This is a genomic window from Roseovarius mucosus DSM 17069, assembly GCF_000768555.3.
GTDB lineage: Bacteria > Pseudomonadota > Alphaproteobacteria > Rhodobacterales > Rhodobacteraceae > Roseovarius > Roseovarius mucosus.
This window is the reverse complement of the sequence record NZ_KN293980.1, coordinates 466,496-481,269: the sequence shown is the minus strand read 5'-3', so window position 1 is coordinate 481,269 and position 14,774 is coordinate 466,496. Positions and strand designations below refer to the sequence as shown.

At 61.0% G+C, this 14,774-nt stretch carries 11 protein-coding genes and 1 tRNA gene; 5 read left to right on the top strand and 7 right to left on the bottom strand.

Features of this window, described 5'->3' with window-relative positions; genetic code table 11:
• The first annotated feature begins 46 nt into the window (after positions 1 to 46).
• The gene (locus ROSMUC_RS13505; RefSeq protein WP_037273914.1) at positions 47 to 286 is read left to right on the top strand and encodes a CDGSH iron-sulfur domain-containing protein; all 240 of its coding nucleotides are present in this window, start codon (positions 47 to 49) and stop codon (positions 284 to 286) included.
• A 58-nt stretch (positions 287 to 344) separates the two neighbouring features.
• On the opposite strand, the gene ROSMUC_RS13500 is transcribed toward ROSMUC_RS13505, so the two are convergent.
• A complete protein-coding gene (locus ROSMUC_RS13500) occupies positions 345 to 1,667 on the bottom strand; it encodes an acetamidase/formamidase family protein (RefSeq protein WP_037273911.1) in 1,323 nt (440 codons plus the stop codon).
• 172 nt (positions 1,668 to 1,839) lie between these two features.
• Between ROSMUC_RS13500 and ROSMUC_RS13495 the strand changes: the two genes are divergently transcribed.
• The gene (locus ROSMUC_RS13495) at positions 1,840 to 2,787 is read left to right on the top strand and encodes a DMT family transporter (protein WP_037273908.1); all 948 of its coding nucleotides are present in this window, start codon (positions 1,840 to 1,842) and stop codon (positions 2,785 to 2,787) included.
• 134 nt (positions 2,788 to 2,921) lie between these two features.
• Here the strand turns inward: ROSMUC_RS13495 and ROSMUC_RS13490 are convergent, their stop codons facing one another.
• The 3 genes from ROSMUC_RS13490 to ROSMUC_RS13485 are packed head-to-tail and all read right to left on the bottom strand — an operon-like array spanning position 2,922 to position 5,018.
• The gene (locus tag ROSMUC_RS13490; RefSeq protein ID WP_052115355.1) at positions 2,922 to 3,692 is read right to left on the bottom strand and encodes a sulfotransferase family protein; all 771 of its coding nucleotides are present in this window, start codon (positions 3,690 to 3,692) and stop codon (positions 2,922 to 2,924) included.
• Positions 3,692 to 3,832, bottom strand: coding sequence for a hypothetical protein (locus tag ROSMUC_RS21040; protein WP_170062570.1), 141 nt, complete (start codon positions 3,830 to 3,832; stop codon positions 3,692 to 3,694). Before ROSMUC_RS21040 ends, ROSMUC_RS13490 begins: the two co-directional genes overlap by 1 nt.
• A 4-nt stretch (positions 3,833 to 3,836) precedes the next feature.
• A complete protein-coding gene (locus ROSMUC_RS13485; RefSeq protein WP_102105958.1) occupies positions 3,837 to 5,018 on the bottom strand; it encodes a glycosyltransferase family protein in 1,182 nt (393 codons plus the stop codon).
• A gap of 321 nt (positions 5,019 to 5,339) precedes the next feature.
• Between ROSMUC_RS13485 and ROSMUC_RS13480 the strand changes: the two genes are divergently transcribed.
• Entirely contained in the window at positions 5,340 to 6,311 is a 972-nt protein-coding gene (locus ROSMUC_RS13480; protein ID WP_037273904.1) for a LysR family transcriptional regulator, read from the top strand.
• Here ROSMUC_RS13480 and ROSMUC_RS13475 read toward each other — a convergent pair.
• Positions 6,295 to 7,821: a trimethylamine methyltransferase family protein gene (locus ROSMUC_RS13475; protein ID WP_037274154.1), complete on the bottom strand. Its 1,527-nt coding sequence runs from the start codon at positions 7,819 to 7,821 to the stop codon at positions 6,295 to 6,297. The genes ROSMUC_RS13480 and ROSMUC_RS13475 overlap by 17 nt on opposite strands.
• A gap of 181 nt (positions 7,822 to 8,002) precedes the next feature.
• Here ROSMUC_RS13475 and ROSMUC_RS13470 point away from each other — a divergent pair, with 181 nt between their 5' ends.
• Positions 8,003 to 10,438: a GcvT family protein gene (locus ROSMUC_RS13470; RefSeq protein ID WP_037273902.1), complete on the top strand. Its 2,436-nt coding sequence runs from the start codon at positions 8,003 to 8,005 to the stop codon at positions 10,436 to 10,438.
• Between the two features lie 162 nt (positions 10,439 to 10,600).
• Here ROSMUC_RS13470 and ROSMUC_RS13465 read toward each other — a convergent pair.
• Positions 10,601 to 10,686, bottom strand: a tRNA-Leu gene (locus tag ROSMUC_RS13465).
• 72 nt (positions 10,687 to 10,758) lie between these two features.
• Positions 10,759 to 11,238: an Lrp/AsnC family transcriptional regulator gene (locus ROSMUC_RS13460; protein ID WP_037273900.1), complete on the bottom strand. Its 480-nt coding sequence runs from the start codon at positions 11,236 to 11,238 to the stop codon at positions 10,759 to 10,761.
• Positions 11,239 to 11,342: 104 nt separating this feature from the next.
• Here ROSMUC_RS13460 and putA point away from each other — a divergent pair, with 104 nt between their 5' ends.
• The gene (gene putA, locus ROSMUC_RS13455; protein WP_037274152.1) at positions 11,343 to 14,774 is read left to right on the top strand and encodes a bifunctional proline dehydrogenase/L-glutamate gamma-semialdehyde dehydrogenase PutA; all 3,432 of its coding nucleotides are present in this window, start codon (positions 11,343 to 11,345) and stop codon (positions 14,772 to 14,774) included.

Below are 14,774 nucleotides of genomic sequence, written 5' to 3'. Positions count from 1 at the left end.
CAAGAGCACGCATCGAAGACAAGGGTTCATTACCGGAGCAGAGCATATGTCAGACCCCGTTATCGCACAAAAGGCCCCCTACCCCGTCGAAGTCGAAGAGGGCAAAACCTATTTCTGGTGCGCCTGTGGCAAAAGCGGCAAACAGCCCTTCTGCGACGGAAGCCACAAGGACACAGAGTTTGCCCCGGTCAAATATACTGCAGAGACTAGCAAGCGGGTGTTCTTTTGCGGCTGCAAGCACAGCGGCAAGCCGCCGCTCTGCGACGGAACCCACAGCAAGCTCTAGACGAAAGGACCGCGCGGCGCTGGTCAGGTTGGGGGACACTGCCCCCAACCTCAATGACTCAGAGGTTGTACTGTTCGCGCGCGTAGTGACCCAAACCCACAGCATCGAGCCGGGACAGGGGGGCAAGGAATGTCACCTGAATTACCCCCGGCGCCCGACCAATCTCGATCGCGCCGTTGATTGTCGCGCGGTTGCGCACTTCGGCGACGGTCATGCCGAGCAGTTTTGCCGCCCGCTCCAATCCGTTGGTGATCGCGTCATTGAGATTGGCGGCAGTGCCGATGACCGAAATAGGTGCAACCGTCTCGATCTCGGCAACCGACCACTGGGTGGCCAGGCGCTGCGCCTTTGCGCGTTCGTCGGCGCTGAAGGGTTTGGCCAGCGGCGGCAGGTCTTCGAGCAGGGGAAAGAGCACCGGCCCGTCGATCGGATAGTCTTTGACCACCTCCACCTGAAGTGTCACGCTGCCCGAGACATCCATCGTGTGCCCCGCGATTTCACCGTCGCCCTGTGCCGCGTGCATATCGCCCATGTAGACGCCCGCGCCTTTGACCTTGACCGGCGCAATCAGGATCGCCCCCGGTCGTACCGCGTCGATATCCATATGCCCATCGGTCTTGTGCTCGGCCAGTTGCTCGGCGGTGATCGCGTAGGCATGGGGCGCACCGACAAGAAACGCGCCGAAATCCCCCGCATTGTGGCTGTCGGGCATGGCCATCGACGGGCAAGTTCCGAGTTGACCCAGAAAGGGCCGCATCCGGACCATGGCACCTGGCATGTCATGGGGCGCATAGCTCAGGATCGAATGTTGACGGCTTGCATCCGGCAGGGCCGCATAATGGTTGGCGCTCCGGGCGATCTGGCCCGCCGCCGCCTCTGGCAAGGTCAGGCCGACGGCCCGCGTGTCATCAAAGGTGACGGTGTAGCCGTGGACAATTTCGAACGGTGTCACCGCATTGCCGCAGGTGTCGCATTTGACGCATTGCTGCCCGATCCCCTCGACATGGGTTTCGGGCCAGACCGTATCACAGACCGGGCAGCGCGCCGCGACATACGGATCGCCGACACAAAACCCCTCGGGCGAGCTGTCATGCCCCGAAGCCGTGGCAATCGAGGTCACGGTCACATCCCGTATCCGGATCGCCACGCCGTCGCCCACCTCGGCGCCTGCCACGGCAACAGGCTGCGTCACCTCGTGACCGCCACGCAACCGAGGTGTGATCATCGGGCCCCAGCAACCCGGGGCCGTGTTGGCGATAATCGTGCCGCCACTTTCAACAGGCCCGAGCATCGGGGCCTCCGGGTCCAGCACGCTATTTGTAAAACCACTCACAACAACGCTGCGCTTTGCTGTGGTCAGGTCGGGGCTTCCGTCGGCCATGGCGATCTCCTTTTGGAATGAGGATTGCGTGGGATGAGACTGGGTGCATGGTAATATCTGCCGGAACAAAGTCTAGGGTTCTGCTTTGGCGAGGGAGATGCGTAGACCTTGGGGGCCGCGAGGCGTCGCAAAGAGGGTAGACGCCACCGGGGGGACATCCTATGCGGGGGGCATGACACGCGTTGCCTCTGCCTCTCCTTCGACCGACCGCATTCTTGCCGGTGTTGCCCTGATGCTGGGGTTTTGCGTGACTGCTCCCCTTCTCGATGTAGCAGCCAAGCTGGCGTCGACCAGCGTGCCGGTGGGCCAGATCACCGCCGCGCGGTTCCTCGTGCAATGCGCGCTCATGGCCCCGTTTGTCTGGTTCATGGGGTTGTCCTTGCGGGTGCCACGCGCGCAGTGGCTGGCGCTACTGTCTCGCGCGGTCCTGCTCTTTGTCTCGACCTTTTGTTTCATCGCCGCGATCCGGGTCATGCCGCTGGCCGATGCGTTGGCGATTGTCTTCGTGGCACCGTTCATCGTGCTCTTGGTGGGCAAGTTCTATTTGGGTGAGGATGTCGGCCCGCGCCGCGTGGGCGCGGCCATGGTGGGCTTTGTCGGCGTCCTGTTCGTGATCCAGCCCAGTTTCGCGGCCTTTGGCGTAGTGGCACTCTTTCCGCTTGGGACGGCGGTTGGCTTTGCCTTCTATATCCTCGTGACACGCGGGCTGTCGCGGCGGATGCATCCTGTGGCCTTGCAATTTCACACCGGCCTGATCGCCAGCCTTCTCTGTCTGCCGGTGATGATCCTGGCCGAGGGCACGGGGATCGACATGCTCGATCCGGTCAAACCTCAGGGTATCGCATGGCTCTGGTTGCTCGGGGTCGGGTTCTTCGCCACGCTCAGCCACATGATGATGACCTATGCGCTGTCGCTGGCACCCTCGGCCACGCTGGCCCCGCTGCAATATCTGGAACTGCCGGTGGCGACATTGCTGGGCTATCTGGTATTCCGCGATTTCCCCAACGCGCTGACCTTGACAGGCATCGCCATCATCATCGGCGCGGGTCTCTACATGATCCACCGAGAGAGGGTCACAGCCCGCCAATTGATGACCGAACGCGCAGCGCCACCGATCTAAGGCCGGTGTCACGAAGCATCGTGGCGGCCTCCGCATCACCAAACCTCGTGATCCGGATATACGACGGGGACGGGACAGCACCGACAGGCATGGATGCCAAGGCTGGATTACAGGTCAGCGATCTTCTGACCGCGTCATCTTGGCCGTTCGGTCGAACGCATCGCAGCAGTTCCTACGATCTCGGAGAGAGGCATCGCCCGTTCCAACAACGCGTCGTATACACCGCGAACTTCGGGGCTGAGCGACTGCGGCGTGCCCACATCCCCATCGCTCATGCGCAGGCTCTGTTCGTAAAAAGGGTCTTCTGCCGGGGCGTCGGACGCAACACCGAGGTGACCCGCGAGATAATCCACCGCCTTGCCATAAACATCGGCAGGCCAATCAAAGTTGACCAGAGGGATGTCGTGGGCCGTTATGTGCTGCAATAATTTACGGTTGTACTTCATCCAAAGCTCCAACGGAGGGATAGCAGGTTGCAGGTTCGGGCCGCGCCGCTGCAGTGAGCGCGCCACGGCAAAAGGGTGCCGAAAGGTCGCCACATAGTGCATGTCCGGCAGCGCCTCTTGCCAGAATGGCAACGTGAACACGGTGCGCGGATCTTTGAACCCCCAGATCGGACGGCCGTCCAGCGATGCAATATGCATGTCCCGACGCGTTCTCAGTTCATCATTCCACCGCATGTCTTCGGGCGGATTGTCCCAGGATCCACCATTCAGCGCCATAAGGTCATTATTGATCCGCATGATCTCGGGGCTTTCCTTGTTGCCCCGTCGGTTGAATGTTGCAAAATTGATCACATCACCAAGAAACAGACCGCGTTCCTCTAGGCTTCCTGCCAAACAGCTGGTGCCGCTTCGATGCATCCCAAGAATGCAAACAACCTTTGCCGGATAGATTTCTGCCATCAAATACCGCCCTGCTGTGCCGGAGAGCCATCGCCAGCAATGATCCGGTTTGGTGTGTAGAACATTTCGTCAAGCGGGTCGATATGCGTACGTTGCACGATAATCGCAAAACAATGGCCCTGAAACGAGTGGTCCCGCATCCTATCACCCGGCCAAGTCACAAATCTGCTCGAAAACGCTGTCCATAGTGTGGGAGAAGGACGATGGATCGCGCGCCTGCGCCAGCCGTTCTCGCATCTCTGCGTCTGTTGCCACGCTTTGAACAATGGCCGTGATCTCTTCAACGGGCCGGTCTTCGGCCATATGCACGCCAAGCCCGAGGGCCGCGAGACGTCGGGCGTTTTCCAGCTGATCCCCGATAAATCCGGGGGCAACGATCATCGGCACAGTATTCTGCAGACAGTGCCAGATCGTGCCAACGCCACCCAGGAACAGAAACGACGACAGCCCCGGCATGACTGCGTTGAAGTCAGTCCACCGATGCAAATCGACATCCTTGCCCTGACTGAGCGACTGAAAGTGCGCGTAGAGGTCGCGATCGTTGCCAAGAAAGAGGCTCACACCCTGACCTTGGGGTATGTCCGAGATCAGCGCCTCTGTCTGGCGCATCAGGCTTTCTTTGCGGCCTTGGTTTCCAAAGGATACGCCAATTCGGCGGACCTCAAGCGCTGGCGCGGGCGTGGTATGGTTGTAGATACTGATGCTCGCGGGATCGTTGATGTGCTCGTAGAACCGCGCCGGCAAGAACTGCGCATTCAAATGCGGCGACCGCAGCCAGCCACTGTCCAGCCCACCCTTTTGCCAGCCAAGCTCTTCCTTTAGCCGTTCGCCAAGATCGCGATACTCTTGGATCGGCTCGGGACTAGGATGAATGTTGACGCGCCCTTGGGCGGGAGACAGGAAAAAACGCCAGTACCCACCAGGCGTCCCCATCGCCGCATAAGGCAGGTCAAGCTGGGCGGCGGCAAGTCCGGCGCCGACGAGCAGGCGGTCGATAAAGACAACATCAGGTCGATGCTGCGCCATGCGCTGCCGAACACGGCCCAGCGCTGCAATTATGTCTTCGCGCAGCGCATGGTTTTTCTCCAAGTCTTCGATCTGCCGCATCTGCATCAGACTTAGCTGGTTCAGAAGCCTCTCTTCCTCAACCTCGCAGCCATGCGCTCGCAGCCGAGTGACCTGATCCCCGCAGCTGATCCATACGCAACTGTGCCCTTCGGCCTCAAGCTTCTGGCTGAGACGCAAGAACCCGAGACCGCCGAAATCCATGTGCCCATAGGCGCTTGAAACAAGAAACAGGACTTTGATGCTGCTACTCCCGCTCATTCTCTGGGGCTGTCTTGTCAACATGCCCGGACCGGTCTTGGGCTTGCTCAACGTATTGCGCATTCGATCCGTCGTATCAAGAACAGCGGCTCAATGGTGCCTATCCAGTGGATGCCGCAGTCATTTTTCGCAAAGACACCCTTAGGTCACCAAGAGCGGATACGCGAAAGGCGGTGCAGGAACATGAGCGACACATGAAACCACTCAGCGATGGTGTCCCCATCCCTATATTCGACTTAATCGCATTTACATTCCGATCATGCCGGATGACATTTCATCCTGCGGGTCCGAAGCGGGAGAATTTCCGTGAAACTTTCTCAGATGAGTTTGAAATGGCTGGAGGTTTTTCAGCTGACGGCGCGACATGGCTCAGTGAAGCTCGCGGCTCAGCACAGTGGGCTTTCCGTCAGCACTGTCTCGCATCATCTGCGCTGCCTCGAGGACGCTCTGGGGTGCCACCTGCTGGATCATGCGAAGCGTCCAATGGCTTTGACCGTTCAAGGGACACTGCTTTTGCCCTATGTCGAGGCGGCGATTGCCATGTTGGACAGCGGAACAATCGCCGTGTTCTCGGATCAGATCGCCGAAACGCGCAACCTGCGCCTCGGATTGATCGAGGATTTTGATAGCGAAGTTGCCCCGCTCCTGACACGGCAGTTGGCAGCAAGCCTGCCCAAATGTCAGTTTTCCCACTATACCCGGCCCAGCCACGAGGTGATCGATCTGATACGCCGTCGGGAGTTGGATATTGGCGTCGCGGCGCAACCAAGCGTCGAAGTTGAGGACGTCAATGAATATCCGCTGCTGCGGGACCCCTTCGTTCTTGCGGTTCCTGCCGATAGCGATCTTGTGGCAGAGGATTACGTAGAGGGGCGCACTACCCTGCCCCTGATCCGCTATAGCCAACGTCAACTGATCGGATCGCGGATCGAAACGCACCTGCGCCGCATGAAGCTGAGTCCACCCAATCGGTTCGAGTTCGAGAGCAACCAATCGGTGCTTGGCCTTGTGGCCGAGGGTCAGGGATGGGCCATCACGACCCCGACCAACTATTACCGCGCCCTGCGCTTTCAGTCGCGTCTGAAACTGCTGCCATTTCCCGGTCGCGGTTTTTCACGCTATATCTCAGTTTATACATCGCCCGGATATGGCAGCGGGGTGGTCGATCTTGTCGTAACGACCTTGCGACTGCAGATTCAGTCAAAGGTGATTGATCCAACCACCGACAAGATGCCGTGGCTCAAGGCGGGTTTTCACCTCTTTCCCGCCGCCAAAGCTATAGAAGAATTCTGAATTGCGCGCGGATTTCGGCATCCTGTTCAGGTGTCAGATAGGCCGGGTGATGATGGGCGAGAATCTTGCGGGCCTTGGTCCTGGCCCGGCTCCAAGCGTCCTGTGCTCCGTTTTCCGACCAAGTGATGGGCTGGTCCCGGTCCGCGAGCACGGGGTAGAAGTAATCCCGCTCCATCGCCGCGAAGGTGTGCTGCCCTCCAAGAAAGTGACCGTCGCCAAGAACCGCCTCGCATATGGCGTCAAACCCCAGGTTCTCTTCGGTCACTTCGATCCCACGGAGGGCGCGGTAGGTTGCAGAATGCATTTCGTCGTCCAGAACGAAGGCCTCAAAGCTGGCGCCCAGCAATGATGCCGTCATGCCCGAAGACTCGTAGATCAGATTGCCCCCTGCCAGGGCCGCAGCCATCGAAGTCAGCCCCTTTTCCACCCCGTATTGGGCATCAATTGCCTTTGCGTCAGTCATGGATGCAGCGACCCCGGAGGGCAGCCCGAGCCAATTGCTGAGCTGCGCGGAGGCCGCGTTCAGCACCGCAATTTCGCCTCCACCGCCCGTAAAAGCGCCCGTTCGCAAATCAATGACCAATGGCCAATTAGAAAAGACCATTGGAAAGCCGGGGCTTATGACATTGACCATGACAAGGCTTGCCAATGTCTCGGCCAGCGATTGCGCGAGAAACCCGGCCAAGGTCGCAGGGGCCGTGGCCCCGGATTGGGCCGCCGTGATACAGGACATCGGGATGTTATGGGCAATGCATTCATAGACCACATCCACCGCGTCCTCACCAAAACGCATGGGTGAAATCACCGGGCTGATATGCGCCTTGACGAAGGGTTTTTCCGCGAACTTTCCCGGACCCCCGGCAACGATGTCATACATCTTGACGATGGGGGCCACATGCTCGGCCAGGGTAAAAGCCGTTGCGACAGGCTTGGTCGTGTGTTGTAGCAAGGCATACGAGGTGTTGACATCAAGGTCGAAATTGTCGGGCACATCTGTAGCGATGCAGCAGCGTGTGAACCAGCTGACATTGGTCAAAGTGTCCTGAAGCCGGGTGAAATCGTGCAGATCCTGCAAGGTGGAAGGGCGGTATTGCCCCGTATCCAAATCCAGTGTTTGCACCGCAGCCCCACCGGTTCCGAAATAGACCCGGTCGCCACCAACCTCTATCGAGCGATCATCGTCGCGCCCATGCAGCACAAAGGTCTTGGCCGCCGATTTGATCGCGGCCCGCGTCAATTCGGGCGGGAACAAAAGACGCCCAGCCCCATTATCCAAGGCCCCTGCCGCCTTTAGATCCCGACTGAGCCTGTCTGGCACCTCTCCCAAACCAAGCTCTGCCAACAAGCGGAGCGCTGTCTCGAAGATCGCGACCAGATCCCTCTCGCTCAGCGGTTTATAGCTGCCGCCATGTTGACCGGGCGCAGCCGGATTTGCGCCTGTTTTGGCCGCGCGCCTCGAAATGCGGTCCTTTCGGCCGGATCGTCTGGTTCCGGGGGAGGGCTCGGTCATGTCAAAACGCTCCACATGCAATGGCATGACCACTTAGCCTGTGGGGCGGCGCAGCCTGCAAGATCAACAAAGGCTGCGCGATAAAATCATAAAATCAATTCGATGATTTCGAATATAGGCCGCTCGTGTTGACACCTTCCGCCAAAGTGAGACGGTGCCCGGGAATTCTGGGAGGAATGATATGAAATCGCAGACGCGCGTTGTGGTCATTGGCGGCGGGATCGCTGGATGTTCGACCCTTTATCACCTGACCCGCGAGGGATGGACCGATGTGGTTCTGGTCGAGCGCAACGAACTGACCTCGGGCACCACCTGGCATTCTGCTGCGCAGGTGACGAATTTTGGCATGACCCAGACAATGGTTGGTCTCAAATCGCATTCCATTGCGCTCTACAAGGAACTGTCCGAAGATCCGGACTATCCGATCAATTACCACCATGGCGACGGCGGTATCCGGCTAGCCAACACCGAGGCGCAGATGGATGGCTATCGCCATTTTGCCTCAATGGCTCGGGGCATGGGGGTGCATTTCGAGGTGATCGACGCCGCCGAATGCGCGCGCCGGCACCCTCTGATTTCCACCGAAAACCTGTTGGGCGGCCTATGGGACCCTCTGGATGGCGATATCGACCCGGCGCAGCTCTGTCAGGCGCTCGCGCGGCGTGCGCGCGCAGCAGGGGCCGAAGTCTATCGTCATACTCCCGTGACTGGCCTCACCCAGAATCGGGATCACAGCTGGACCGTGCATACAGACAAGGGCGACATCGCCTGCGAGATCGTCGTCAATGCATGCGGCTATCGTGTCAACGAGGTGGGCGCGATGATGGGGGTGCATCACCCTGTCATGTCGATGGAACATCAGTATTTCCTGACCGAAGAAATTCCCGCGATCCGTGATGCGGGCCACCGCATGCCACTCTTGCGTTGCCCGATCAGCGATTACTACTGCCGTCAGGAAAAGAACGGGCTTTTGCTCGGATTCTATGAGCAAGGGTGCAAGACCTGGGGCATGGACGGGATCGACCCGAATTTCGTCAACGCGCTCTGCCCTGACGATCTTGACCGGGTCACGGATGTGCTGGAGGGGGCGTTTGCCCGTATGCCGGCGCTGATGGACGTCGGCATTCATACCGTTGTCAACGGCCCGATCACCTATACCATCGACGGCGCGCCTCTGGTGGGGCGCATTCCCGGCAAGCGCAATGCATTCTGCATCATCGGCCTGCGGGCGGGACTTGGCGAAGGGGGCGGTCATGGCTGGCTGCTTGCGCAGCAGATCGTTCATGGCGAGGCCCAATATGACACCTGGGTCACGGACCCGCGCCGGTTCACCAGCCATGCCAATGTGGAATTGACCGCACTAAAGGCTATCGAGGATTATCAGAACGAATTTCGCTTTCATTTCCCGCATGAACACCGCCCCGCCGGGCGACCGATGAAGACCACGCCGCTGACGCCGATCCTGGCGGCGGCCGGTGCGGCGTTCAAGGTCGTCAACGGGTGGGAGCGCGTGGACTATATGAAACCCGGCCCCGAATTCCACGAGACCCACAGTTTTCGGTTCAACGAAACCTTTGACGTTGTGGCCCGCGAGGTGGCGGCGGTTCAGACCGGTGTCGGCATTTGCGAGGTGAACGGCTTTAACTGCATCGAACTGACCGGTGCCGGTGTGCACGACTTTCTTGACCGGATGAGTTGCAGCCGCATACCACGCAAGCCCGGAAAGGTCGGGCTCTGCTATCTTCTCAATCACTTTGGCGCGCTCAAGGCCGAGGCCACGATCGCAAATCTGCCCGCGTCGGACCGTGGCCCTGACCGGGTATGGTATGGATCTGCCGCAGCGGCAGAATATCACGACATGGACTGGTTGCGCGCGCATCTGAGACCCGGGGAAGATGTGCAAATCCGCTCGATCACCAATGACCACACGATCGTTGTCGTGGCCGGGCCAAAATCGCGCGCCGTGATACAGGCGGTCAGCCGTGCCGACTGGTCCCGCGACGCATTCCCTTGGCTCAGTGTGCGGGAATGCTTTGTCGGCATCGCCCCGGCGGTAGTCATGTCAGTCAGCTATTCGGGGGAACTGGCCTATGAAATCCATGTCCCCAACGCACAGCTTTATGCGGCCTGGCTCGCGCTCCGCGCGGCGGGCGCGGCGCATGACATGCAGGTATTTGGTGCCCGCGCCGTCGAGTCGATGCGCATGGAAAAGGGATATCTGCACTGGAAAGCGGATATCGTGACCGAATTCGATCCGTTCGAGACGGGATTGGAACGGTTCGTCAGGATGGAGAAGGCCGAATTCATCGGTCGCGACGCCCTGTTGACGCGGCAGGCGTCCGGCCCGCAGCGCAGGCTTGTCACGCTGGCCATTCAGAGCCGCGACGCCCCGGCCCATGGCGGGGCATCGGTGATGGTGGACGGCGCAGTGAAGGGAACAGTGACATCCGGTGATTGGGGTCACCGGCTCGGCATGAACTTGGCATATGCCTTTGTCGACCCCGCGCTTGCGACCCCCGGCACAGAGGTCTCTATCGACATAATCGGCAGATTGACCCCGGCCGAGGTCATCGCACCGGGCCCCTATGATCCCGATCATGCGATTGTCCGCGCCTGATCCGGCGCGCGGTCCATAGATCTAGGCGCTATAGCTCACATCCGGCGTTGCATCGCCATCAAGCAGCGACAGCGCGACGAGGATCGCACCCGCGCCATCCGGGTGAACTCTTAACGGCATCCCGACTTATTCATCCACATCGCTATTTTAACAGCATTATTGTGGTGCCCGCGGCCGGACTCGAACCGGCACGGCCTTGCGGCCGGGAGATTTTAAGTCTCATGTGTCTACCATTCCACCACGCGGGCACGGGGGTATGCGGGGCGGACAATATCCGCTTTGACGTGGGTGTAAAGCCAAACGCAGGGGTTTGGGACGGATCAGATCACATCGGAGAGGGCGTTTTCCTTGACTGCCTGCATCGCAACATAGGTCGAGGTATTGGCCAGATGTGGCAGGGTCGAAATGTGTTCGGCCAGCACCCGGCGATAGTCGGCCATGCTCTGCGTGCGGATCTTCATCAGGTAGTCGAAATTCCCTGCGATCAGATGCACTTGCTCGATCTCGGGAATCTTTGACACGGCGGCGTTGAACTCTGCCAAGGCTGCCTCGCGGGTGTCGTGCAGGCGCACCTCGACGAAACTCACGTGATCGAGGCCAAGGCGGATCGGATCGAACAGCGCGCGGTAGCCGGTGATCACACCGTCCCGCTCCAGCCGCCGCAGGCGGGCTTGGGTGGGCGATTTCGACAACCCAATCTCGCGCGCCAGTTCCGTGACGCTGATCCGCCCGTCGCCGGCCAGAACCCGTAGAATCGCCCGGTCAAAGCGGTCAAGGTCGAGCTGTTCGTTTTGATCCATGGTATGCTCCAAATTCAAACCATCCGGCCTGAAATTTCATTCTAATCAGGAAAAGTCACTGGTTCAATGATGCTATGATGTGCCATCCAACCATGGGGACCCGCATGCCATACGACACCGACATTCGCCGCGCCATCGACCTTGCCACCTATGCGGACGAGGCGGAAACGCTGGCGCGTCTGACCGCTGCCGCCAATCTCTCCGAGGCAGACCGGGCGCGGATCTGCGCGCGCGGTGCCGATCTCGTGCGTGCCATTCGCGGGCAATCAAGCCCCGGTCTGATGGAGGTGTTTCTGGCCGAATACGGCCTCTCAACTGATGAAGGCATTGCGCTCATGTGTCTGGCAGAGGCGCTGTTGCGGGTGCCGGATGCCGACACCATTGACGCGCTGATCGAGGACAAGATCGCGCCGTCGGACTGGGGCAAGCACATGGGGCATTCCACCTCGCCGCTGGTCAATGCCTCAACCTGGGCGTTGATGCTGACAGGCAAGGTGCTCAAGGATGAAAAGCCGGGGCCCGTGGGCCATCTGCGCGGTGCGATCAAGCGGCTGGGCGAGCCGGTCATCCGCACCGCCGTGGGCCGCGCGATGAAGGAAATGGGCCGCCAGTTCGTGCTGGGCGAGACCATTCAGGGCGCCATGGACCGCGCGGCGGCGATGGAAAAGAAGGGCTACAGCTATTCCTATGACATGCTGGGCGAGGCGGCGCGCACCGATGCGGACGCGACCCGCTATCACCTCAGCTATTCCCGCGCCATTACGGCGATTGCGACGGCTTGCACCAATCCGGATATTCGCAGCAATCCCGGCATTTCCGTGAAACTCTCGGCGCTGCATCCGCGCTACGAGGTGGCACAGCGCGCGCAGGTGATGGAGGTTCTTGTGCCCCGCCTGCGCAGCCTCGCCCTTTTGGCGAAATCGGCCAAGATGGGGCTCAACATCGACGCAGAAGAGGCGGATCGCCTGTCGCTCTCGCTCGACGTGATCGAGACGGTGCTGGCAGAGCCCGCCCTTGCCGGATGGGACGGGTTCGGTGTGGTGGTGCAGGCCTACGGCCAACGCGCCAGCCATGTGATTGATTTTCTTTATGATCTGGCTACGCGTCTGGATCGCAAGATCATGGTTCGTCTGGTCAAGGGCGCCTATTGGGATACCGAGATCAAGCGCGCGCAGGTGGCGGGGATCGACGGTTTTCCGGTGTTCACCTCCAAGGCCGCAACCGACGTCAGCTATATCGCCAATGCGCGCAAGCTCTTGTCGATGACCGACCGCATCTATCCGCAGTTCGCGACCCACAACGCCCACACCGCCGCCGCCATTCTGGATATGGCCAGCGATAAGGGCGCGTTCGAGTTCCAGCGCCTGCACGGCATGGGCGAGGCGCTGCATGACATCATCCTCAAGGCCGAAGGCACCCGCTGTCGCATCTACGCGCCTGTGGGCGCGCATCGCGATCTCTTGGCCTATCTGGTGCGGCGCCTCTTGGAAAACGGTGCAAACTCCAGCTTTGTAAACCAGATCGTCAATGAAGAAGTGGCCCCAGAAGAGGTCGCGCGCGATCCCTTTGTCGCCGTGAACGACCCGCAACCGCATCTTCCCAAAGGGCAGGATCTGTTCCAGCCCGAGCGCCCCAATTCGCGCGGCTTCGATCTGCGCCACCAGCCGACGCTGGACCGGATCGAGGCAGCGCGCGCGCCCTTTGCACAGCACCGCTGGGAAGCCGCACCGCTGATCGCAGGCACGCCCGCACCGCAAGCAGCGGAGGCCGTCGAGAACCCGGCCGATCCCGCCGACACCCCCGGCACCGTGGCCTGGGCCAGCAAGGCCGACATCGAGGTGGCCTTGAACGCCGCCGCAGCATGGGGTGCCCCCGCCAAAGAGCGTGGCGCGATCCTCAACCGCGTGGCGGACCTCTATGAGGAGAATTATGGCGAAATATTCGCGCTGCTGACCCGTGAGGCGGGAAAATCCATCCCCGATGCCGTAGCCGAGCTGCGCGAGGCGGTGGATTTCCTGCGCTATTACGCCGCCCATGCCCCCGAGGACGCGCCGATCGGCACCTTTACCTGCATTTCGCCGTGGAACTTCCCCCTGGCCATCTTTACCGGCCAGATCGCGGCGGCCTTGGCCGCCGGCAACGCGGTGCTGTCGAAACCCGCCGAGCAGACACCGCTCATCGCGCATCTGGCCGTGGGCCTCATGCACAAGGCCGGCGTGCCCGTCACGGCCCTGCAACTTCTGCCCGGTGCAGGGGATGTCGGCGCGGCGCTTACCTCTGACGCGCGCGTGGGCGGCGTGGCCTTTACCGGCTCGACCGAAACAGCGCTCAAGATCCGCGCGGCCATGGCCAAACATCTCGCCCCCGGCGCACCGCTCATTGCGGAAACGGGCGGCATGAACGCGATGATCGTGGATTCGACCGCGCTGCCCGAACAGGCCGTGCAGGCAATTGTCGAAAGCGCCTTTCAATCTGCGGGTCAACGCTGCTCCGCTCTGCGCTGTCTCTATGTGCAGGATGACATCGCGCCGCATTTCCTCGAGATGCTGACCGGTGCGATGGATGCGCTGACCGTCGGCAATCCGTGGCACCTGAGCACCGATTGCGGCCCGGTGATCGACGAAGAGGCGCGCGCCGGCATTGCCGCGCATATCCAGACCGCGCGCGCGCAAGGACGGCTCTTGCACGAGCTGAAAACCCCAAACGCAGGCACCTATATTGCCCCCACGCTGATCAAGGTTGGCGGGATCGGCGATATCGAGCGCGAAATCTTTGGTCCCGTGCTGCATGTCGCCACGTTCAAATCCGGCGATCTCGACCGGGTGATCGGTGCCATCAATGCCACCGGCTATGGCCTGACCTTTGGCCTGATGACGCGGATCGACGACCGCGTGCAGCATGTGACCGAGGCGGTGCACGCGGGCAATATCTATGTCAATCGCAACCAGATCGGGGCCATCGTGGGCAGCCAGCCCTTTGGCGGCGAGGGCATGTCGGGCACCGGGCCCAAGGCGGGCGGGCCGCATTACCTCACGCGCTTTACCGCGCGCCCCGCGTCGGAAAAGGGCGAGAAATGGACCGAGGCCATGTCGGCGCAAGCGGCGCAAAAGGCGCTCGATGCCGCCAATGCCGCCGCCCGTGCGCCCCGCGCGGCCCTCGTTCTGCCGGGGCCGACCGGAGAGTCGAACCGACTGACCACCCATGTACGCCCTGCACTGTTGTGCATGGGTCCGGGGGCGGATCTGGCGGCGACGCAGGCGCGCGCGGTCGAAGGTCTGGGCGGCGTCGCCGTCACCGCCACGGGCCGGGTCGACCCAGAGGCGCTTGTGACCATGGGCGGCCTATCGGGCGTGCTCTGGTGGGGCTGCGAAAGCGAGGCGCGCGCCTATGCCGGAGCCATGGCGCGGCGTGCAGGCCCGATCCTGCCCTTGATCACCGGCATGCCCGACACCGGTCACGCGCTCCACGAGCGGCATGTCTGTGTAGATACCACGGCGGCAGGCGGCAATGCGGCGCTTTTGAGCGGGATGTCCTGA

Excerpts from the sequence above, each read along its gene's own strand:
- ROSMUC_RS13490 (WP_052115355.1), bottom strand. The coding sequence starts at position 3,692 with ATGGCAGAAATCTATCCGGCAAAGGTTGTTTGCATTCTTGGGATGCAT.
- ROSMUC_RS13485 (WP_102105958.1), bottom strand. The coding sequence starts at position 5,018 with ATGAGCGGGAGTAGCAGCATCAAAGTCCTGTTTCTTGTTTCAAGCGCC.
- ROSMUC_RS13495 (WP_037273908.1), top strand. The coding sequence starts at position 1,840 with ATGACACGCGTTGCCTCTGCCTCTCCTTCGACCGACCGCATTCTTGCC.
- ROSMUC_RS13475 (WP_037274154.1), bottom strand. The coding sequence starts at position 7,821 with ATGACCGAGCCCTCCCCCGGAACCAGACGATCCGGCCGAAAGGACCGC.
- putA (WP_037274152.1), top strand. The coding sequence starts at position 11,343 with ATGCCATACGACACCGACATTCGCCGCGCCATCGACCTTGCCACCTAT.
- ROSMUC_RS13500 (WP_037273911.1), bottom strand. The coding sequence starts at position 1,667 with ATGGCCGACGGAAGCCCCGACCTGACCACAGCAAAGCGCAGCGTTGTT.
- ROSMUC_RS13470 (WP_037273902.1), top strand. The coding sequence starts at position 8,003 with ATGAAATCGCAGACGCGCGTTGTGGTCATTGGCGGCGGGATCGCTGGA.
- ROSMUC_RS13505 (WP_037273914.1), top strand. The coding sequence starts at position 47 with ATGTCAGACCCCGTTATCGCACAAAAGGCCCCCTACCCCGTCGAAGTC.
- ROSMUC_RS21040 (WP_170062570.1), bottom strand. The coding sequence starts at position 3,832 with ATGCGGGACCACTCGTTTCAGGGCCATTGTTTTGCGATTATCGTGCAA.
- ROSMUC_RS13460 (WP_037273900.1), bottom strand. The coding sequence starts at position 11,238 with ATGGATCAAAACGAACAGCTCGACCTTGACCGCTTTGACCGGGCGATT.
- ROSMUC_RS13480 (WP_037273904.1), top strand. The coding sequence starts at position 5,340 with ATGAGTTTGAAATGGCTGGAGGTTTTTCAGCTGACGGCGCGACATGGC.